The following is a 19,887-nucleotide window of genomic DNA, read 5'->3' as shown; positions in this document are numbered from 1 at the left end:
CCCGCTCACTCGGGAGTGTCAGCCACCGAGGGCGACGTTCGTGGTCTGCACCGGCTCGTCATAGATCGCGGAGATCTCCTCGGCGAAGTCGGTCAGGATCACGTTCCGCTTGATCGACATCTTCGGCGTCAGGTGGCCTGAAGCCTCGGTCCACTCGGATCCAAGGATCGTGAACTTGCGGATCGACTCGGCGCGGGAGACGTTGCTGTTGGCGACGTCGACGGCGCGCTGCACCTCGGCACGAACCGCTGCGTTGCGGGATGCCTCGGCGAGCGACATGGAAGCGTCGAGGCCGTTGTTCGCGAGCCACGTCGGCAGCATTTCGGGATCGAGAGTGATCAGCGCCGAGATGAACGGCTTCTGGTCGCCGACGACGACGACCTGACCGACGACGGGATTGGCGCGGATGGGATCCTCCAGCGCCGCCGGTGCGACGTTCTTGCCGCCGGCGGTGACGATGATCTCCTTCTTGCGTCCGGTGATGGTCAGGAAGCCGTCGCTGTCGAAGGAGCCGATGTCACCGGTTCTGAACCATCCGTCGTCGAATGCGGCGGCGGTGGCCTCCGGGTTGTTCCAGTACTCCTTGAAGACGTTGACGCCCTTGACCTCGATCTCGCCGTCCTCGGCGAGGCGGACGCTCACACCGGGGAGCGCGGGGCCGACGGTTCCGATCTTGGACTTGTCGCCCTGATTGACCGTGGCCGGTGCCGTGGTCTCGGTCAGGCCGTATCCCTCCAGGATCACCACGCCGAGGCTATGGAAGAAGTGCCCGAGCCGAGCGCCCAGGGGAGCGGAGCCGGAGATCGCGTAGGCGATGTTGCCGCCCATCGCGGCGCGCAGCTTCGAATAGACCAGCTTGTCGAACAGCGCGAACTTGATCTTCAGCCCGAACGGGATCTTGCGTCCCTCTTCGAGCAGACGCGAGTGCTCGATCGCCGCGGCCGCCGCGGCGTGGAAGATCTTGCCCTTGCCGCCGGCCTCCGCCTTCTGCTCGGCGGAGTTGTACACCTTCTCGAACACGCGCGGGACGGCGAGCAGGAACGTCGGCTTGAACGACCCGAGCGCAGGCAGCAGCTGCTTCGTGTCCGGCTGGTGGCCGGTGCGCACACCGGCGTGGATGTTGAGGATCGAGATGAACCGGGCGAACACGTGCGCCGTCGTGATGAACAGCACGGTCGACGCGCCGGGCATCGAGAGCACGGAGTCCAGCGACTTCGAGGCGTTGCGCGTCAGCTCGACGAAGTTGCTGTGCGTCAGCACGCAGCCCTTGGGGCGCCCCGTCGAGCCGGAGGTGTAGATGAGGGTCGCGATGTCGCTGCCGACGGCGATCTGACGGCGCCGTTCGATCTCGGCATCCTCGACCGAGGTGCCCTGCGCGGTGAGCGCGTCGATCGCGCCGAGGTGCAGCTGCCAGACCTCGCGCACCAGGGGCAGGTCGCCGCGGACCTCGTCGAAGCGCTGGAAGTGATCGGACGACTCGACGATGAGCGCGACAGCGCCGGAGTCCTCCATGATCCACTGGATCTGCGCGGGGGAGCTGGTCTCGTAGACCGGCACCATCACGGCTCCGGCGTAGAAGAGCGCGAAATCGATGAGTGTCCACTGATAGGTGGTGCGTGCGATGAAGCCGACTTTGTCGCCGGGCTGGACGCCGGCGGCGACGAAGCCCTTCGCGAGCGCGATCACGGCCGTCTGGAAGTCGGCCGCCGTGATGTCGCGCCATCCTTCGCCCTGCGGGACCGAGAACAGTGCCCGGTCCGGAGTGGCCTTGACCCTCTCGACGAGCAGGTCTGTGATGTTTGCATCTGGGTCGGCGGGGACGATGGCGGGAACATCGAACTGGACCATGGCAGCTCCTTCGGTACCGGTCGGGCACGGGTGTGACTCGAGTCTAGGGCATGGCATTCAGTCGCACGAGATCTGAGACTGCGTCGCACCCGGGAGCGGGGCGCTAGACTGCACATCGATGTTCTACTGGCTGATGAAGTATGTCGCGATCGGCCCCATCGTCAAGGCGATCTTCCGCCCCTGGATCGTGGGTCGGCGCAACGTGCCGACGACGGGCGCGGCGATCCTCGCCAGCAACCATCTCTCGTTCGCCGACTCGATCTTCCTGCCGCTCGTGATCGACCGTCCGATGTCCTTCCTCGCCAAGAGCGACTACTTCACCGGCCGCGGGATCAAGGGATGGGCCACTCGCTTCTTCATGAAGGCCACCGGCCAGATCCCGATCGACCGCTCGGGTGGCAAGGCCTCCGAGGCGTCCCTCAACACCGGACTGCAGGTGCTCGGACGCGGAGATCTGCTCGGCATCTATCCGGAGGGGACGCGCAGCCCCGACGGCAAGCTGTACCGCGGTCGCACCGGCATCGCCCGCATGGCGCTCGAGGCGAAGGTCCCGGTGATCCCGGTCGTCATGGTCGACACCGACACCGCGATGCCGATCGGGCAGCGTCTGCCGAACATCGTGCGCGTCGGCATCGTCATCGGTGAACCGTTGGACTTCTCCCGATACGAAGGGATGGAGAACGATCGCTACATCCTCCGTTCCGTCACGGACGAGATCATGATCGCACTGCAGCGCCTCGGCGAGCAGGAGTACGACGACGTCTACGCCTCGACCGTCAAGGACCGCCTCCCGACCCGCGTCACACGGGGTTCCTGACGCGTCGGGGAGGCACCGCACCCCAGTAAGCTGGGGAGCATGCCGAACCCGCATGACGCCGCACTCGACGCCTGGCGCGCACTTCCGATCAAGCAGCAGCCGCAGTGGCCCGACGCGGACCGCGTCGCCGAGGTCTCCGGCCAGATCGCATCGCTCCCGCCGCTGGTGTTCGCGGGCGAGGTCGACAATCTGCGGGATCGGCTTGCGCGCGCGGCATCGGGCAAGGCGTTCCTGCTGCAGGGAGGCGACTGCGCCGAGACGTTCGCCGGCGCCACGGCGGAACAGATCCGCAACCGCATCAAGACGGTTCTGCAGATGGCTGTCGTGCTCACCTACGGCGCGTCCATGCCCATCGTGAAGATGGGGCGGATGGCGGGTCAGTTCGCCAAGCCCCGCTCCAGCGACTCCGAGACGCGCGGCGACATCACGCTGCCCGCCTACCGCGGCGACATCGTCAACGGCTACGACTTCACCGAGACGTCCCGCACTGCCGACCCCGGCCGGTTGCTTCAGGGGTATCACACCGCGGCATCCACCCTGAATCTCATCCGCGCGTTCACCCAGGGCGGGTTCGCCGACCTCCGCGAGGTGCACTCCTGGAACAAGGGCTTCGCGCAGAACCCGGCCAACCAGCGCTACGAGCGGATGGCGAGCGAGATCGATCGTGCCATCAAGTTCATGGAGGCGGCAGGAGCCGACTTCGACGAGCTCAAGCGCGTCGAGTTCTTCACGGGTCACGAAGGCCTGCTGATGGACTACGAGCGTCCGATGACGCGCATCGACTCGCGCACGGACACGCCGTACAACACCTCTGCGCACTTCCTCTGGATCGGTGAGCGCACGCGCGAGCTCGACGGCGCGCATGTCGACTACTTCTCCAAGATCCGCAATCCGATCGGCGTCAAGCTCGGCCCGACCACCTCGCCCGAGACGGCTCTCGCGCTCATCGACAAGCTCGACCCCGAGCGCGAGCCCGGTCGACTCACCTTCATCACGCGCATGGGCGCGGGCAAGATCCGCGATGCGCTTCCGCCCCTGCTGGAGGCCGTGAAGGATGCCGGTGCGACTCCGCTCTGGGTCACCGACCCCATGCACGGCAACGGCATCACCACGCCGACAGGGTACAAGACGCGTCGCTTCGACGACGTCGTGGACGAGGTGCGCGGCTTCTTCGAGGCGCACCGAGCGGTGGGGACGTTCCCCGGCGGCATCCATGTCGAGCTCACGGGTGACGACGTCACCGAGTGCCTCGGCGGATCGGAGCACATCGACGAGGCCGACCTCGCGACGCGCTACGAGTCGCTGTGCGACCCTCGCCTGAACCACATGCAGAGCCTGGAGCTGGCGTTCCTCGTCGCCGAGGAGCTCGAGAAGCGCTGATCCTGTGCGGGTGCCGAGGACGCCCTCGGCACCCGCAGCGGACTCGTCGACGTGCCTGGGCCTAATCCCGGACGTCGATGGTGATCTTGACGGTGGTGCCGGCTGGGTGCATAGACTCGCCGCCCGGCTCCTGCGATTTGACCTCGGTCAGGCCGTCCTGGGCGATGTTCCACGGGAAGTCGATCCCGGACACCTGGAACCCGGCTTCCTCGAGCGTGGACCGCGCCTCGTCGCGGGTCATGCCGACCACGCTCGGCACCTCGAACAGCTTGGGGCCCTTGGAGACGATGAGCGTCGCCTCGTCACCCGGGCGCCACGGGCCTTCCTCGGCACGATCCGCGATGCCGATGACCTCGCCGTCGGAGAACGTGTCGCTGAACTGCAGCGTGGGCTCGGCGGCGACCGAGAGGCCCTTGTCCGTCAGGGCTTCCGTCGCCTGATTCACAGTCATCCCTGCGACATCCGGGACCGCGCCCAGCGACACCTGGATGGTCGCGGAGTCGTCCTCGCGGACCTCGCATCCTTCACCGCAGGCATACGCGTCGCCGCCGTCGCGCGGGGTGATGCGCACGTTGAGCACGGAGCCCTCTGCGACGTCCGCGGAGAAGTACGTCTCGTCTTCTGCGAGGTTGACCTTCGCGTCGCCGAGGATGGTGCGCACGGCATCCGCGCTCTGACCTGCGAGCGGCTCGAGCGAATGGGTCGCGGGGCCGGTGGAGATCACGACCGTGACCTCGGTGCCCCTGTCCAGGCGCTGACCGGGCTCCGGATCGGTGCGGATCGCGAGACCCGCATCGACCTCGATCGAATCCGCCTCCGCGCGGACGGCGACGAGATCGTGCTCGACGAGTTCCGCCTGTGCGGCCTCGAAGGTCTCGCCCGCCACATCCGGGACGGCGACCAGCGACCCTGGTCCGGACCCGAACCACCACCCGACGCCGCCGGCGAGCGTCGCGAGCAGCAGGACGAGGGCGAGCAGGAACGCTCCTCGTGCTCGTCTGCGCGAGGTGCGACGCCGCAGCAGCGTGGCGTTGTCGACCTGCTCGGTCACCGGTCCGGTCGGATCGGCGACGACGGCCGTGCCGGGGAGAACCTTCGTGACCTCGCCGGAGTCAAGCTGGGAACGCGCCGGGGGAGAGGTCGCCGCGGCGACCTGCGGAGCGATGCCGAGCTCCTTCTCGATCTCGCGCAGGCGGTTCAGCATCGCCTGCGCGTCGTCCGGGCGCTCCTGCGGGGACCGCTCGGTCGCCCACAGGACGAGTTCGTCCAGAGGTTCGGGGACCGAGGGGTTGCGCACGCTCGGACGCGGCACGGACTCCGTGGCGTGCTGGAAGGCGATCTGCATCGGCTGCTCGCCCTTGTACGGCTGCTCGCCGGTGAGCATCTCATACAGCATGATGCCCAGCGCATAGATGTCGCTGCGCGCGTCGGCGGTTCCGCGGGTGACGAGTTCCGGAGCGAGATAGGCGATCGTACCCAGCAGCTGCGCACCGGTGGCGGTGTTCGCGGTCGTCGCGCGGGCCAGGCCGAAGTCACCGATCTTGATCCGACCGTCCTCGGCGAGCAGCACGTTCTCCGGCTTGACGTCGCGGTGCACGATCCCCGCCCGATGGGCCGCCGCGAGACCCGCGAGCACGGCATCCATGATGGTGATCGTCTGAGGGATGGTCAGGCGCCGCTGTTCGCGCATGAGCTCGCGCAGCGTGATGCCGGGGAGGTACTCCATCACGAGGTAGGCGAGTTCGCCGTCCTGCCCCTGATCGAACACGTTGACCACGTGCGGGTCGGCCAGTCGTGCCGCTGCGCGGGCCTCCTGGATGAACCTGCTCTGGAAGTTCGAGTCGTCGCTGAGATGGGCGTGCATCACCTTCAGGGCGATGCGGCGCTCGAGCCGCAGGTCGGTGGCGACGTACACCGTGGCCATCCCGCCGCGAGCGATGCGGGCGCGCACACGGTAGCGACCGTCGACAAGCCGCCCGATGAGAGGGTCGGCCTGCTGATTCGTCGTCACGAAGAAAGTCTACGGAGAACAGGCTGAAAGCCCCGGGAACGCCTCACCCCTGAGGCGATCCCGGCAGGGGAGTCGTTCGTCATCCGAGCTGCGCGAGCCACTGGTGGGCCGCCTGCTCCCACTGGCCGTAGCGCTCGGGGAAGGCCGACTTCTGCACGGCCTGCGCCGCATCCGTGAACCGCATTGACTCCCAGCCGCTGACATCCAGCAGGCCGTGCGTCATCGTGCCGTCCGGGTTCGTGTTGCCGGTGTAGAACGTGCGGATCGCGTAGTCGCGGTTGCGGATCTCCTCCGCCGTGCCCCAGCCGGTGCTGGGCCGCTGCTGGAACAGACCGAGCGAATCCCGGTCGCCCCAGTCGAGGTTGCGCAGCCACGACTCCACCATGCTGGTCGCCAATGCGATCGCGATCCCGCGGTCCGAGACGCCGAGCTCGCGCCCGATCCGGATGATCATGAGGGCGTTCTCGGTCTGGGGAGCGTTGAGGACCGCGTTCTGGGGCCCATGATCGGTCGGCGCCAGCGCCGGAACGCTGGCGGGCTGCGCGGCCCGGGTGCCGGGGATCGCGATCTTCTGACCGGGGTAGATGATCGACGAACCCGTCAGTCCGTTGGCGGCGAGGACGGCGCTCACGCTGGTCGCGTACTTCTTCGCGATCGCGCTGATGGTGTCGCCGGCGACGACGGTGTGGCTGGTCGCCGCGTCGGCGGTCGGAGCAGGGGCGGATGCCGGCGTCGCCGCTGGTGCGGATGCCGGAGCGGCGACCCCGGAGATGCGCAGCTGTTGACCCGGATAGATGACCGACGACCGGGAAAGCCCGTTCGCCGCGAGCACGGCGTTGATCGTCGTGCCGTGCTTCGAGGCGATGCGGGTGATCGTGTCGCCGGCGACCACGGTGTAGGACTGGGCGGCGGGCGCCGGTGCGGGCGCGGGCGCCGTGCTCGCCGGTGCGGCGCCGGGCGTGAGACGCAGCACCTGGCCCGGCCTGATCAGGGCATCGGCGCCCAAGCCGTTCCATGCCACGAGATCGGCCGACCGCAGTCCGTGCTGCCGGGCGATCGCCCAAACGGTCTCGCCTGCCTGCACCGTGTGCGTGGCGGCGCCCGGAGCCGTGGTGGGCAGGGCGCGAGAGCCGACCGCATGCGTGCGTTCCAACACGCCGGTGGGAACCTCGGATGCGGCGGCCGGAGCGACGGCGAAAGCGCCGGAAAGAGTACTCAGGAGCGCGGCCGGGATGCCCACCTGGACGTGGCGATTGCGGCGACGCGTGTTCTGCTGGCTCAAGGTAAGCCCCCCCTTAGATCCTCGTCCACGCTGACACGGTTGTATACGGAAGTCAACAGAAGTGGCCAATGTGACCGCTGTTACTGATGGGGCGATATGCGTGTTCCGACCAGAGGTGAGATAGTGAACAACGTGTCTGAGACTGCCCCCGCATCGACCCCGACCGACTGGCTGACCCTGCCCGACCTCGTCGAGGTGCTCGGCGAGTCGCAGAGCCGCGTGCGCCGACTCATCGACGAGCACTACCTGGTCGCCTCGCGGCGCACGGGTGTTCTCGCGGTGCCGGCGATCTTCATCGTCGACGGACATCCGCTCTCATCGCTGCGCGGCACGATCATCGCGCTGCAGGATGTCGGACTCACCGACGACGAGGTCATCGACTGGCTGCTCGCCGAAGACGACTCGCTCGGGCGCACCCCGATCGCCGCTCTGCTGGACGGACACAAGAGCGCGGTCCGGCGCGTCGCGCGCACCCTCGCCTGAGGGCGGGCCGTCAGGCCACGCGCGACGTCGCGGCCCTGGTGAGCTCGCGCAGATCGCCGACCGCGGCGTTGTCGAGGCGCGCGCCGGTCAATGACCGGTCGGCCGTGCGCGCGTAGTCCGTGATCAACTCCTCCACACGGTCCAGCGCACCGCTGTCGCGGACAGTCGCCTGCAGCGCGGCGACCTGCGCGTCATCGAGGTCGGGGTCGCCGAGCATCTCGTCGAGCACGACGCGGGCGGACGCGGCCAGACGCTCGCGCGTGAAGGCGATGAGCACCGTGCGCTTCCCCTCCCGGAGATCGTCTCCGCTCGGCTTGCCCGTGAGCGCCGGATCGCCGAACACGCCGAGGACGTCGTCGCGCAGCTGGAAGGCCATGCCGAGTGGCATCCCGAAGCTGTCGAGCGCCTCCAGCTGCGCATCGTCGGCGCCCGCGAGGATCGCCCCGAGCCGAAGAGGCTGGGTGACGCTGTACCGAGCGGATTTGAAAGAGATCACCCGCAGCGCGCGTTCGGCGTGCTCGTCGATCGGATTGACGCTCCACGCGGACTCCTCGGTGACGTCGAGGAACTGCCCGGTCGTGACATCCCGCCGCATGCGGGCGTACTCGGCCCGAACCGCCGGTGCCTGGGGCAATCCCTGCAGGGCGTCTTCGAGCAGGTCGTCGCTCCACGCCACCAGCAGATCTCCGAGCAGCACGGCCCCGGATCGCCCGAACCCTTCGGCGTCTCCGCTCCATCGTGCATCACGATGCTCCGCCTCCAGCGCCCGATGCGCGGCAGGGCGTCCGCGGCGGGTGTCGGAGTTGTCGATGAGGTCGTCGTGCACCAGGGCCGCGGCCTGGAACACTTCCAGCGAAGCGCACAGCCGCCACAGGGCATCCGGCTCCGGCGCCTTCGGGTTCCCGACCCGAGCGACCGCGCTCCAGCCGGCATGGCAGAAACGTGCGCGCAGGCGCTTGCCGCCCGACAGCGTCGCCGCCGCGGCGTCGATGAACCGTCGCCCGTCGGGTCCGTAGGGGTCGGCTTCGGCTCGCACCCTCGAAACGAACTCGTCCAGCGAGCGGGCGACGGAATCGGCGACGGAGGAGGGGGAGTGCACGTGCTCAGCCTACGGCGATCCGGTGCAACACCTCTCAGCCGATCTCTAGCCTCCGAGCCCGGTGCGCGGGTAGACTGGAAGACACGAAACCCGAGGGGGACGGAATGCCACTGTCCGAACAGGAGCAGCGTCTGCTCGACGAGATGGAACGCCATCTCCTTCAGAACGACGCCGATGTCGTCAGCGCGCCCTCGGGGGATCGCGTTCTGAGCTATCGCAACCTCGTCTACGGTGCGGTTCTGCTGCTGGTCGGCATCGGCGCGCTCGTCGTCGGCGTCGCACTGGCCGGCGATCTCGGCGCATTCGCGATCGCCATCGGCGTCGTCGGATTCCTCGCGATGCTCGGGGGCGTCATGCTCGCCGTGACCCCGGTGCGTCGCACGACCGGATCCCTCCCCAAGGCACCGCGCGAGAAGCGCGCTCCCTCCTCGGCCGGCTTCATGGATCGCATGAACGATCGATGGGATCGCCGCCAAGAAGGTCGCTGACCCACTTCGCTCCACTTCGAGAACCCGGATGCTCTGAGCATCCGGGTTCTTCGTGTTTTCGGCGCCGGATCCTCCGCGCGCCCCCACCCTCCCTCCACTGATGCTCCACTTCGCTCCACTGTCCAGGATCGTCGGTTTTCCGCGGTTCGATGAGGCGTTCCTCGCGGGGTGATGTCGCCGTGTGCCATCATCGAGGCGATTGGTCATAGGAATGTGGAGCAAAGTGGAGTAAAGTGGGGCGTACCTCGAGTTGGCCGGACGGAGAGGGGGTGAAGGCCGATGTTGCTGGGGACGCACTCACCGAAGCTCGACGACAAGGGCCGAGTCATCCTTCCCGCGAAGTTCCGAGAGGATCTCGCCGGCGGCATCGTCGTCACGCGTGGGCAGGAACGCTGCCTCTACGTCTTCAGCACGGCCGAGTTCGAGGAACTGCACGAGCGGATCCGGCAAGCGCCGCTCAGCAACAAGCAGGCGCGGGACTTCCTGCGCATGTTCCTGTCGGGTGCCAGCGCAGAGATGCCCGACAGCCAGAACCGCATCACCATCCCGGCGCACCTGCGCCAGTACGCGGGACTCCAGAAGGAGCTCGTCGTGACCGGTGTCGGCGCCCACGCCGAGATCTGGGATGCCGCGGCCTGGAACACCTACCTCGAAGGAAACGAGGAATCGTACGCAGAACTGGAACAGGAGGTGATTCCGGGATTGTTCTGACCTCGACTGTGATGCCCCGCCGCTCCCGCCCCGACACACTTCCCCGGTGCCGGGTCGAGAAGCGGAGGGGGATCAGAGTCGAAGGTCTCCCGAAGACATCATGAGCATCCGTGACATCCACACCCCGGTCCTCCTGGAGCGCTGCATCGAACTGCTGGCTCCGGCCCTGCAGCGCGACGGCGCCGTCCTGGTCGACGCCACGCTCGGAATGGGCGGGCATGCCGAGGCGTTCCTCGAGCGATTCGAGAACATCCGGCTGATCGGTCTCGACCGCGACACCGATGCGCTGCGCATCGCGTCGGAGCGCCTGGCACGCTTCGGTGGGCGCGCCTCGTTCGTGCACTCCGTATACGACGAGATCGGCCTGCACGCGCAGGGCGCCGACGGCATCCTCTTCGACCTCGGAGTCTCCTCCCTGCAGCTCGACGAGGCGGATCGCGGCTTCGCGTACTCGAAGGACGCGCCGCTGGACATGCGGATGGATCAGACCAAGGGCACGACGGCCGCCGACGTGCTCGCGACGTACAGCGAGGGCAACCTTCGCCGCATCTTCGAGCGCTACGGCGAGGAGAAACTCGCCGGCCGATACGCGCGTTTCATCGTGCAGGCGCGCCAGCAGGCACCGTTGGAGCGGTCGGGGCAACTCGTCGAGCTGCTCGTCGCGGCGACGCCGGCGGCAGCCCAGCGCGCCGGCCACCCCGCCAAGCGGGTGTTCCAGGCTCTGCGGATCGAGGTCAACTCCGAGTTGAGCGTGCTGGCGGACGCGATCCCGTCCGCGATGGACGCACTCGACATCGGCGGACGCATCGTCGTGATGGCGTACCAATCGCTGGAGGACCGTCTGATCAAACAGGCGTTCGCCACGGCATCCGCGTCGACGGCCCCGGCCGGTCTTCCGGTCGAGCTTCCGGAGCACGCCCCCCGCTTCCGGATGCTGACCAAGGGCGCCGAACTGGCAGGAGACGAAGAGCGCGCACGCAACCCGCGCGCGATACCGGTGCGCTTGCGCGCCGCAGAGAAGCTGAGGGAGCGGTCATGAGTGCTGAAGCCACCGCACGCCGGCTGCCGCACCCGCAGTCGCCGATCCGTGAAGAGCGCGGCCCGCGCCTGCGTCCGGTCGAGGAGACGGCACCGCGCCGCCGTCCGAAGCTGGTGTACGCGCTTGTGGCGCTCGCAGGGGCGGTGCTGATCGGAGCCGCGCAGATGGGCTTGACCCTCGCGACGACGCATGACTCGTTCGTGCTCGCCGATCTGAAGGACCAGCAGCGCTCGCTGAACCTGGAGGCGCAGGCGCTCGAAGAGCAGCTCGCCGGCGCCAACTCACCGCAGTCGCTCGCGAGCAAGGCGAGCGAGCTCGGCATGGTCGTGGCCGGCAGCGCCTCGTACCTGCGTCTCAGCGACGGGACGGTCGTCGGCGCGGGTACGGGAGCCGACTGGACGTCGTCCATCGACCCGAACGGAGCGGGCGCGGTGGCCAACTCCCTGATCGAGGACCGCGCCGCCGCGGCCGCCGCGGCTGGGGCCGCCGAGCAGTCCGCCGCCGGTGATGCCGCTGCGCCACCGGAATCCGACACGCCGCCCGCCCTGACCGATGGGCTGCCGACCCCGAGCACACACTGAGACCGGAGACATGATGACGACTCGCGCAACCCGTGGTCCCCGGCGGCGTACCGTCGTCGCGCTGGCAGTCGTCTTCGCGGTCCTCGCCGCCTTCGTCGTGCGTCTGGTCGACATCCAGGTCGTCTCGGCGGACGATCACGTCACAGACTCGCTGCAGGTGGGCAATCTCGGCACGACGACGACCGTCGCCGGCAACCGGGGCAGCATCGTCGACTCCAACGGGACCGTCCTCGCCGCGAGCACGCTGGTGTACGACGTCCAGCTCTCGCCGTCGCTCATCGCGGTCGTCGACGCGAACACGAAGAACCCGCCCGCTTATCTGTGGGCGGAGGCCTCGGACAAGATCGCCGCGATCATCGGCACGACAGGGGAGCAGCTCCGAGCCGACGTCGCGGCGCGCCTCGAAGAGGACCCGGCGTCGCAGTACCTCTTCCTCGAGAGCGGGGTGAACACCGAGCAGTACCTGAAGCTGAAAGAGCTGAAGGAGGAGGGGCTCGCCTATCTCGCGATGAAGTCCCGCAGTGTGCGGGTGTACCCCAACGGCGCCGTCGCGGGCACCATGGTCGGCTTCCTCAACGGCGACGGTGAAGGCCAGTACGGTGTCGAGCGCATGGCTGGTGAGTGCCTCGCGCCGACCGACGGCTCGCAGACCTACCGCACCGGCAAGGACGGTGTGATCATCCCCGGCAGTCAGACCACCACGGATGCCGTCGACGGCGGCACCGTGCAGCTCACGCTCAACAGCGACCTGAACTGGTACCTGCAGCAGATGATCGCCGAGGAGGCGCAGCGTCAGGGGGCCGAGAGCGCCACAGTGACGGTCGTGGAGGTCAAGAGCGGCAAGATCCGCGCCGCGGCGGAATGGCCGTCGGTCGACCCCAACAACGTCGATGGCACTCCGCAGGACTATTGGAAGTCGCAGATCTTCTCGAAGTGGTTCGAGCCTGGCTCCACGTTCAAGGCCGTGACCGCAGCCACGATCATCGACCAGGGCGCCGCGGACTGGTCGACGACCGTGACGGCGAAGAGCCGTGAGCACTTCCCGAACGGGGCCGAGATCAACGACCCGTTCTCGCACCCTCAGTACACGTACACGCTCGCCGGTGCGTTGATCGATTCGTCCAACGTGGCCCTGTCGAAGTACGGCACGATGGTCTCTCCCGAGGTCCGCCACGACTACCTCGCCAAGTTCGGCGTCGGGCAGAAGACGGCCATCGATTTCTACGGAGAGCTGGCCGGCCAGCTCCATCCGGCCAGCGAGTGGGACAACCAGTCGCTGTACACCACGACGTTCGGTCAGCACTTCACGATCACCGCGGCGCAGCTCGCGAGCACCTATCAGACGCTTGCGAACGACGGACAGCGCATCGATCTGTCGCTCATCGAATCGTGCACCGGGGCCGATGGCACCGTCGTGGCGGCCGACGAGCCGGCCCGCGAGCAGGTCATCAGCGAGAGCACGGCGGCGCAGGTCCAGCGGATGCTCGAGAACGTCGCCGTCCAGGGCGGACTGTCCGAGCGGATCGAGGTCCCCGGCTACCGGATCGCGACCAAGACGGGTACCGCGCAGACACCGGACGGACACGGCGGGTACAAGTCGGGCGTGTTCGACGTGAGCATCGTCGGATACGCGCCGGCCGAGGACCCCGAGTACGTCGTCGTGGTCACGATGGACGAGCCGACTAAGATTAGGAATTCCGCTGCCACCGCCGTCGCCTTCCAGAAGGCGATGACGCAGGTGCTCAAGACCTACCGCGTGCAGCCGTCCACAGAGCCCATGGACGAACTCCTGTCCAAGTTCGATTGAGCCGGCGCCTGCGCCGCGCATGGAGATGTGATGATCGCCCTGTCCCTCGCCGAGATCGCCGCTGTCCTGAAGGGCGAGCTGCATCCCTTCGGCGACCACACCCCCGAGAGCGTCGTGGACGGAGTCGTCGACACCGACTCGCGGCAGATGGGTCGAGGGGCGATCTTCGTGGCCAAGCCCGGTGCGACGACCGACGGGCACGCCTTCGTCGGCCAGGCCGCCGAGCAGGGGGCATCGCTCGCGATCGTGGAACGCGTCGTCGACGCCCCGATCACGCAGATCGTCGTGGCGGATGCCGTCGGAGCGCTTGCCGACCTCGCCCGCGAGGTCGTGGCGCGCGTCAGGGCGCTCGGCCGGCTCCGCATCGTGGGAATCACCGGCTCGAACGGCAAGACCACGACGAAGAACATGCTCGCCCGCATCCTCGAGGGCGAAGGGGCGACCGTCGCACCCATCAACTCGTACAACAACGAGGTCGGCGCGCCCGTGACCATGCTGCGGGTCACCGAGGACACCGCGTTCCTGGTCAGCGAGTTCGGTGCGAGCGCACCGGGCCGGATCGCGCACCTGGCAGGACTCGTCGAACCCGATCTGTCGATCGTGCTGATGGTCGGCATGGCTCACGCCGGCGGCTTCGGCGGCATCGAGGCCACGGCTAAGGCCAAGGCCGAGCTGATCACCGCGACGAGGAACGGCGGAACCAGCGTCCTGAACGTGGACGACCCCCGCGTCGCGGCCATGCGTCCGGCGGCAGAGCAACGCGGCATCACCGTGATCGGCTTCGGCCAAGGCGCGAGCGCCGACGTCCGCGCCCGCGACGTCGAGGTCTCGGCATCCGGAACCCGTTGCGTGATCGAGGCCGACGACGCGTCGTTCCCCCTGTCGCTCCAGGTCCTCGGAGCACATCACATCTCGAACGCCCTGGCCGCGATCGCGGCAGCACGGGCGCTGGGCGTGCCGACGGCGACCGCCATCGAGCGCGTGCAGACGCTGAAGATCGCGGAGCGCTGGCGCATGCAGCCGATGGGCAACGACGAGGTGCGCATCATCAACGACGCGTACAACGCCAGCCCCGACTCGATGGCGGCCGCGCTGCGCACCCTCGCGCAGATCACCGGACCGGACGAGCGCACCGTCGCGGTCCTCGGCGCGATGAGCGAGCTGGGCGAGGATGCGGGGGAGGAGCACGACCGGATCGGGCTGCTCGCCGTGCGGCTCAACATCCAGCGCATCGTCGTCGTCGGCCCGGAGGCGAGGCGTCTGTACATCTCCGCCATCGGGGAGGGGTCCTGGGACAGCGAGGCGGTTCATCTGCCCGACCAGGACTCCGCTTTCGAGTACCTGAAGAACGAGCTGCGCGCGGGGGACCGCGTGCTCGTGAAGTCATCCAATTCCGTGGGGCTCCGGCACCTCGGTGATCGTCTGGGAGAATTGTTCTCGTGAGGTCCCTGCTTATGGCGGCGGCGATATCGCTCGCCTTCACACTCTTCCTGACACCGGTCTTCCTGCGGCTGTTCCGCGCATGGGGCTGGGGTCAGGTCATCCGCACCCCCGACGCGATCGAGAACCCGAGCCACGAGGCCAAGCGCGGAACGCCCACGATGGGCGGCGTCATCTTCATCGTGGGAACCATCGTCGGCTACTTCACCGGGGTCTACGCGGGGGGCAGCGAACCGACCATCTCGGCGATGCTCGTGCTGTGGCTCATGGTCGGCTTCGGCGCGGTCGGTTTCATCGACGATTACATGAAGGTGCGCTCTCAGCGCAGCCTCGGTCTCTCAGGGTGGCGGAAGATCGTCGGCCAACTGATCGTGATGATCCCGTTCGGGATCCTCGCGCTGAACTTCCCCAACGACTTCGGCAACACACCGGCGAGCGGATACGTGTCGCTGTTCCGCGACATCCCCTGGCTGAACCTCATGGCCGGCGGCCTGGTCCTCGGATGGGCGCTGTACCTCATCTGGATCTCGGTGATCGGCGTCGCGACCTCCAACAGCGTCAATCTCACCGACGGACTCGACGGGCTCGCGGCCGGCGCGGGGGTCTTCGTCGTCAGCGCCTACGGCCTGATCGCGTTCTGGCAGTTCAAACAGGTGTGCGGCGAGGAGATCGACCCGTCCGTCCTGTCCGCCTGCTACGAAGTGCGCGACCCCTTCAGCCTCGCGATCGTGGCCGCGTCGTTCGCGGCCGGTCTCATCGGGTTCCTCTGGTGGAACGCTCCCAAGGCGAAGGTCTTCATGGGCGATGTCGGCTCGATGGCCATCGGCGGCGTCATCACGGCCCTGGCGATCCTCACCCGCACCGAGCTGCTGCTGCTGATCATCGCGGGTGTCTTCGTGCTCTCCTCCGGATCGGTGATCCTCCAGCGCGCGTACTTCAAGATCACCCGCGGCAAGCGGCTGTTCCTGATGAGTCCGTTCCATCACCATCTGGAGATGCGCGGCTGGCCGGAGGTGACCATCGTCGTCCGGCTGTGGATCATCGCAGGGCTGCTCTCGGTCTCGACCGTCGGTCTGTTCTACGTCGAATGGCTGAGCCAGATCAATGACTGAGCGGCGCCTCGACGAGCTGACCAGCTGGCACGCCGATTGGACCGGCCTCCGGGTCGCCGTCCTCGGACTCTCCGTGACCGGATTCTCGGTCGCCGACACCCTCACCGAGCTCGGTGCCGAGGTGCTCGTGCTGTCCGAGAGCGCGAGCGAGGAGTACGAGCGGCTCGTGCCGATCATCGGCGCCGCGCTCGAGATCGGCCCGCTCTCCGACGTCCCGGATGCGCTGCGCGCGTTCGGACCAGAGGTCGTCATCGCTTCGCCGGGGTTCCCGCCGTCGCACCCCGTGATCCGCTGGACGCAGGAAGCCGGCATCCCGCTCTGGGGCGATGTGGAGCTCGCCTGGCGGGTGCGCGACAAGGTCGTGCGTCCGGACGGCAGCCCTGCCGAGTGGGTGCTCATCACCGGCACCAACGGCAAGACGACGACGACGCAGTTGACTGCGACCCTGCTCGTCGAAGGCGGCCTCCGCGCGGCACCGTGCGGCAACATCGGCATCCCCGTCCTGGACGCGGTGCGCGACCCGGCCGGCTTCGATGTCCTCGTGGTCGAGCTCTCCAGCCATCAGCTCTGGTACCTCGGACAGAGCGCGCCGGAGGCCGAGCTCTACCCGTACTCGACCGTCTGCCTGAACCTCGCCGACGATCACCTCGTCTGGCACGGCAGCGCTCGGGCCTACCGGGACGCGAAAGCGATCGTCTACCGCAACACGCGGGTCGCCTGCGTGTACAACAAGGCGGATGCCGCGACGCGCGAGATGGTCGAAGAGGCGGATGTCGTCGACGGCGCCCGTGCGATCGGGTTCGACCTCGGCATCCCCGGCCCCAGTGACTTCGGCATCGTCGAGGGGATCCTCGCCGATCGGGCGTTCCTCGACGATCGCGCCAACAGCGCCCTCGAACTGACGACGATCGCCGACCTCGAGCGCGCAGGGCTGTCCGCACCGCACGTGGTGCAGAACATCCTCGCCGCCAGTGCACTGGCACGATCGCTCGGCGTCGAGCCGGAGGCGATCGCGCGGGCGCTGAGCGCCTTCCGGATGGATGCCCACCGCATCCAGGTCATCGCGCGGCACCGTGGGATCACCTGGGTCGACGATTCCAAGGCCACCAACCCGCACGCCGCGGCGTCGTCGCTGCGCGCCTATCCCGGTGCGGTGTGGGTCGTCGGGGGCGATCTGAAGGGCGTCGACATCGCAGAGCTCGTCGCGGACGTCGGATCGACGGCGCGCGCCGCAGTGGTCATCGGCGTGGAGCGCGCCGAGGTCGTCGCGGCATTCGCACGACACGCGCCGGCGGTGCCGGTTTTCGAGGTCGTCACTGGGGACACTGGAGAGGTAATGAACCGCGTCGTGGAGATCGCGACCGGGATCGTCGATGGGGAGGGCACGGTCCTGCTGGCCCCCGCCGCGGCATCCTTCGACCAGTTCTCCAGCTACGCGGACCGCGGCCGCCGCTTCGCCGAAGCGGTGCAGGGATGGATCGACCGGGGGAGCGCGCATGACGCAGGTGGCTCGCCCGAAGCGCACTGAGTCCACGACCGGTTCGGCCGGCCTCGCGGCCCGCGTCTCGCTCGGACGGCTGCTCACGCCGCCGTCGACCGAATTCGTCCTGATCGCGTCCGCCGCGCTGCTGCTGACGATCTTCGGACTCGTCATGGTGGTGTCCGCGACCGCCGCCATCGAAAGCGGCACGATGGACACCGCGATCAAGCAGGGGCTGTTCGCCCTCGTCGGCATCCCGATGATGTTCCTCGTCAGCCGGATGCCGATCGCCTGGCTCAAACGGCTCGCCTGGCCGGCGCTGATCGGCGCCACCCTGCTGCAGCTGCTCGTGTTCACGCCGCTCGGCGTCAACTCCTACGGCAACCGCAACTGGATCGACATCGGCGTCACGCAGCTGCAGCCGTCCGAGTTCCTCAAACTCGCTCTCGCGCTGTGGATCGCATACGTGCTCCTGCGCAAGAAGACACTGCTCGCCAACTGGAAGCACGTCTTCATCCCTGTCATCCCCGTCTCGGTGCTCGTGATCGGAACCGTCATCGCGGGTGACGACCTGGGAACGGCCATGGTGCTCGTGCTCGTGCTGCTGGCCTGCCTGTTCTTCTCCGGGGTGAAGCTGCGGCTGTTCATCATCCCGCTGCTGCTGGGCATCACGGCTGTGCTGTTCTACGCGCTCTCCAGCGACAACCGCATGCGCCGCATCACGGCGCTGTGCGCCAATGTCGATCCCGCCGTCGATCGGACCACGTACGACACGATCTGCTATCAGGCGATCCACGGCTTCTGGGGTATGGCCACCGGAGGCGTCTTCGGCCTGGGACTGGGCAACTCGCAGGAGAAGTACGGCTGGCTGCCCGCCGCGGCGAACGACTACATCTTCGCCATCGTCGGCGAGGAGCTCGGACTGATCGGCTGCATCGTCGTCATGGCCCTGTTCACCGTCTTCGCCGTCGGCGCCTTCCACATCATCCGCAAGACGGACGACCCGTTCATCCGCGTCGCCGCGGGCGGCATCACGGTCTGGATCATCGGGCAGGCGCTCATCAACATCGGCGTCGTCATCGGCGTCTTCCCCGTGATGGGCGTGCCGCTGCCGTTCATGTCGCAGGGCGGAACGGCCCTGCTGTCGGTGCTGCTCGCGTGCGGTGTGCTCCTGGCTCTGGCGCGCACGATCCCCGCAGACGGACGAGGTAAGGTCACCAGGTGACCACGTACCTGCTCGCCGGCGGAGGAACCGCCGGACACGTCAACCCCCTGCTCGCCGTGGCCGACGGCATCCGTCGGCGCGACGCCGAAGCCGACCTTCTGGTGCTCGGCACGGCCGAGGGCCTCGAGGCCCGTCTGGTCCCGGAGCGCGGCTACGAACTGCTCATCGTCGACAAGGTCCCCTTCCCCCGGCGGGCGAACAAGCAGGCTGCGGCTTTCCCGAGCCGGTTCCGCCGCGCGGTCCGCCAGGTCCGAGAGCACATCCGCGCGCGCGGCGTCGACGTCGTCATCGGCTTCGGCGGGTACGCGTCTGCTCCCGCCTACGTGGCCGCGCGGCGAGAGCGCGTGCCGTATGTGATCCACGAGGCCAACGCCAAGCCGGGACTGGCGAACAGGCTGGGCGCGCGTCGCGCGGTCGCGGTCGGCGTCGCCTTCGACGGGACGCCCATGCGCGGAGCGGAGGTCGTCGGCATGCCTCTGCGGCGCGAGGTCATCGAACTCGACCGTCAGGCCGCCAGAGCCGAGGCCGCAGAGGCGTTCGGACTCGATGCGGACCGCCCTGTGCTGCTGGTCTTCGGCGGTTCGCTCGGCGCTCAGCGACTGAACAACGCCCTCGCGGACTCCTGGCAGGACGTGCTGGATGCCGGATGGCAGCTGCTGCACGTGACGGGGGAGCGCAGCGACCTCGCCGACCCCGCCGCCGCCGGGTACACGATGCGCCGCTACATCGATCGGATGGACCTCGCATTCGCGCTGGCCGATCTGATCGTGTCGCGCTCAGGAGCAGCCACCGTCAGCGAGATCAGCGCCCTCGGCATTCCGGCGCTGTACGTGCCGTATTCGGTCGGCAACGGAGAGCAGCGGCTCAACGCGGGTTCCGCCGTCGCGGCGGGTGCTGCGGTGCTGCTGGACGACGCCACGTTCTCGGGCGACACGGTGCGCGAGGTCGTCGTACCGCTGCTGCGCGACCCCGATCGCATCTCCGCGATGGCGGACGCGGCCACTCGCGTCGGGACGCGCGCCGGCACGGAGAACGTCATCGCCCTCGTCGACCGCGCCCTGGCGACGGCGAACTAAACTGAGGA

At 68.2% G+C, this 19,887-nt stretch carries 17 protein-coding genes; 13 read left to right on the top strand and 4 right to left on the bottom strand.

Going from position 1 to position 19,887, the window contains the following annotated elements; genetic code table 11:
- Positions 1-18: 18 nt before the first annotated feature.
- Positions 19-1,848: an AMP-dependent synthetase/ligase gene (locus OED01_RS09985; RefSeq protein WP_264155132.1), complete on the bottom strand. Its 1,830-nt coding sequence runs from the start codon at positions 1,846-1,848 to the stop codon at positions 19-21.
- Positions 1,849-1,966: 118 nt separating this feature from the next.
- On the opposite strand from OED01_RS09985, the gene OED01_RS09980 reads away from it, so the two are divergent.
- Together OED01_RS09980 and OED01_RS09975 are read left to right on the top strand one after the other, a co-directional pair.
- Positions 1,967-2,665: a lysophospholipid acyltransferase family protein gene (locus OED01_RS09980; RefSeq protein ID WP_264155131.1), complete on the top strand. Its 699-nt coding sequence runs from the start codon at positions 1,967-1,969 to the stop codon at positions 2,663-2,665.
- 39 nt (positions 2,666-2,704) lie between these two features.
- Entirely contained in the window at positions 2,705-4,045 is a 1,341-nt protein-coding gene (locus OED01_RS09975) for a class II 3-deoxy-7-phosphoheptulonate synthase (RefSeq protein WP_264155130.1), read from the top strand.
- Positions 4,046-4,106: 61 nt separating this feature from the next.
- Here OED01_RS09975 and pknB read toward each other — a convergent pair whose 3' ends face one another.
- Together pknB and OED01_RS09965 are read right to left on the bottom strand one after the other, a co-directional pair.
- Positions 4,107-6,056, bottom strand: a complete 1,950-nt coding sequence (gene pknB, locus OED01_RS09970) for a Stk1 family PASTA domain-containing Ser/Thr kinase (protein ID WP_264155129.1) — start codon at positions 6,054-6,056, stop codon at positions 4,107-4,109.
- 79 nt (positions 6,057-6,135) lie between these two features.
- On the bottom strand, positions 6,136-7,338 hold the full coding sequence (locus OED01_RS09965) for a LysM peptidoglycan-binding domain-containing protein (RefSeq protein WP_264155128.1): 1,203 nt from the start codon (positions 7,336-7,338) through the stop codon (positions 6,136-6,138).
- Between the two features lie 123 nt (positions 7,339-7,461).
- Between OED01_RS09965 and OED01_RS09960 the strand changes: the two genes are divergently transcribed.
- A complete protein-coding gene (locus tag OED01_RS09960) occupies positions 7,462-7,821 on the top strand; it encodes an Rv2175c family DNA-binding protein (RefSeq protein WP_413231577.1) in 360 nt (119 codons plus the stop codon).
- 10 nt (positions 7,822-7,831) lie between these two features.
- On the opposite strand, the gene OED01_RS09955 is transcribed toward OED01_RS09960, so the two are convergent.
- Positions 7,832-8,920 carry a polyprenyl synthetase family protein gene (locus tag OED01_RS09955; protein ID WP_264155126.1) on the bottom strand — a complete coding sequence of 363 codons (1,089 nt, stop codon included), beginning with the start codon at positions 8,918-8,920 and terminating at the stop codon, positions 7,832-7,834.
- A 104-nt stretch (positions 8,921-9,024) separates the two neighbouring features.
- On the opposite strand from OED01_RS09955, the gene OED01_RS09950 reads away from it, so the two are divergent.
- The 10 genes from OED01_RS09950 to OED01_RS09905 all read left to right on the top strand — a co-directional run bounded on the left by OED01_RS09950 (position 9,025) and on the right by OED01_RS09905 (position 19,879).
- The gene (locus OED01_RS09950) at positions 9,025-9,408 is read left to right on the top strand and encodes a DUF3040 domain-containing protein (RefSeq protein ID WP_264155125.1); all 384 of its coding nucleotides are present in this window, start codon (positions 9,025-9,027) and stop codon (positions 9,406-9,408) included.
- Positions 9,409-9,687: 279 nt separating this feature from the next.
- Positions 9,688-10,119 carry a division/cell wall cluster transcriptional repressor MraZ gene (gene mraZ / locus OED01_RS09945; protein WP_264155124.1) on the top strand — a complete coding sequence of 144 codons (432 nt, stop codon included), beginning with the start codon at positions 9,688-9,690 and terminating at the stop codon, positions 10,117-10,119.
- 100 nt (positions 10,120-10,219) lie between these two features.
- Positions 10,220-11,158 carry a 16S rRNA (cytosine(1402)-N(4))-methyltransferase RsmH gene (rsmH, locus tag OED01_RS09940; RefSeq protein ID WP_264155123.1) on the top strand — a complete coding sequence of 313 codons (939 nt, stop codon included), beginning with the start codon at positions 10,220-10,222 and terminating at the stop codon, positions 11,156-11,158.
- Complete coding sequence (gene ftsL / locus OED01_RS09935) at positions 11,155-11,739, top strand: cell division protein FtsL (protein WP_264155122.1); 585 nt, start codon at positions 11,155-11,157, stop codon at positions 11,737-11,739. Before rsmH ends, ftsL begins: the two co-directional genes overlap by 4 nt.
- A gap of 10 nt (positions 11,740-11,749) precedes the next feature.
- Positions 11,750-13,546 (top strand): peptidoglycan D,D-transpeptidase FtsI family protein, encoded by a 1,797-nt coding sequence (locus OED01_RS09930; protein ID WP_318841099.1) that lies wholly within the window; start codon positions 11,750-11,752, stop codon positions 13,544-13,546.
- A gap of 30 nt (positions 13,547-13,576) precedes the next feature.
- Positions 13,577-14,989, top strand: a complete 1,413-nt coding sequence (locus OED01_RS09925) for a UDP-N-acetylmuramoyl-tripeptide--D-alanyl-D-alanine ligase (RefSeq protein ID WP_264155121.1) — start codon at positions 13,577-13,579, stop codon at positions 14,987-14,989.
- Positions 14,986-16,098, top strand: coding sequence for a phospho-N-acetylmuramoyl-pentapeptide-transferase (gene mraY / locus OED01_RS09920; protein WP_264155120.1), 1,113 nt, complete (start codon positions 14,986-14,988; stop codon positions 16,096-16,098). The genes OED01_RS09925 and mraY overlap by 4 nt, the downstream gene beginning before the upstream one ends.
- Entirely contained in the window at positions 16,091-17,626 is a 1,536-nt protein-coding gene (gene murD / locus OED01_RS09915) for a UDP-N-acetylmuramoyl-L-alanine--D-glutamate ligase (RefSeq protein ID WP_264155119.1), read from the top strand. Before mraY ends, murD begins: the two co-directional genes overlap by 8 nt.
- Complete coding sequence (locus OED01_RS09910; protein ID WP_264155118.1) at positions 17,595-18,803, top strand: FtsW/RodA/SpoVE family cell cycle protein; 1,209 nt, start codon at positions 17,595-17,597, stop codon at positions 18,801-18,803. Before murD ends, OED01_RS09910 begins: the two co-directional genes overlap by 32 nt.
- Positions 18,800-19,879, top strand: a complete 1,080-nt coding sequence (locus OED01_RS09905; protein WP_264155117.1) for a UDP-N-acetylglucosamine--N-acetylmuramyl-(pentapeptide) pyrophosphoryl-undecaprenol N-acetylglucosamine transferase — start codon at positions 18,800-18,802, stop codon at positions 19,877-19,879. Before OED01_RS09910 ends, OED01_RS09905 begins: the two co-directional genes overlap by 4 nt.
- Positions 19,880-19,887 lie beyond the last annotated feature (8 nt).

It is taken from the genome of Microbacterium sp. M28 (genome assembly GCF_025836995.1).
Lineage (GTDB): Bacteria > Actinomycetota > Actinomycetes > Actinomycetales > Microbacteriaceae > Microbacterium.
The sequence above is the reverse complement of the archived record's forward strand: the minus strand, read 5'-3'. Positions and strand labels throughout refer to the sequence as shown.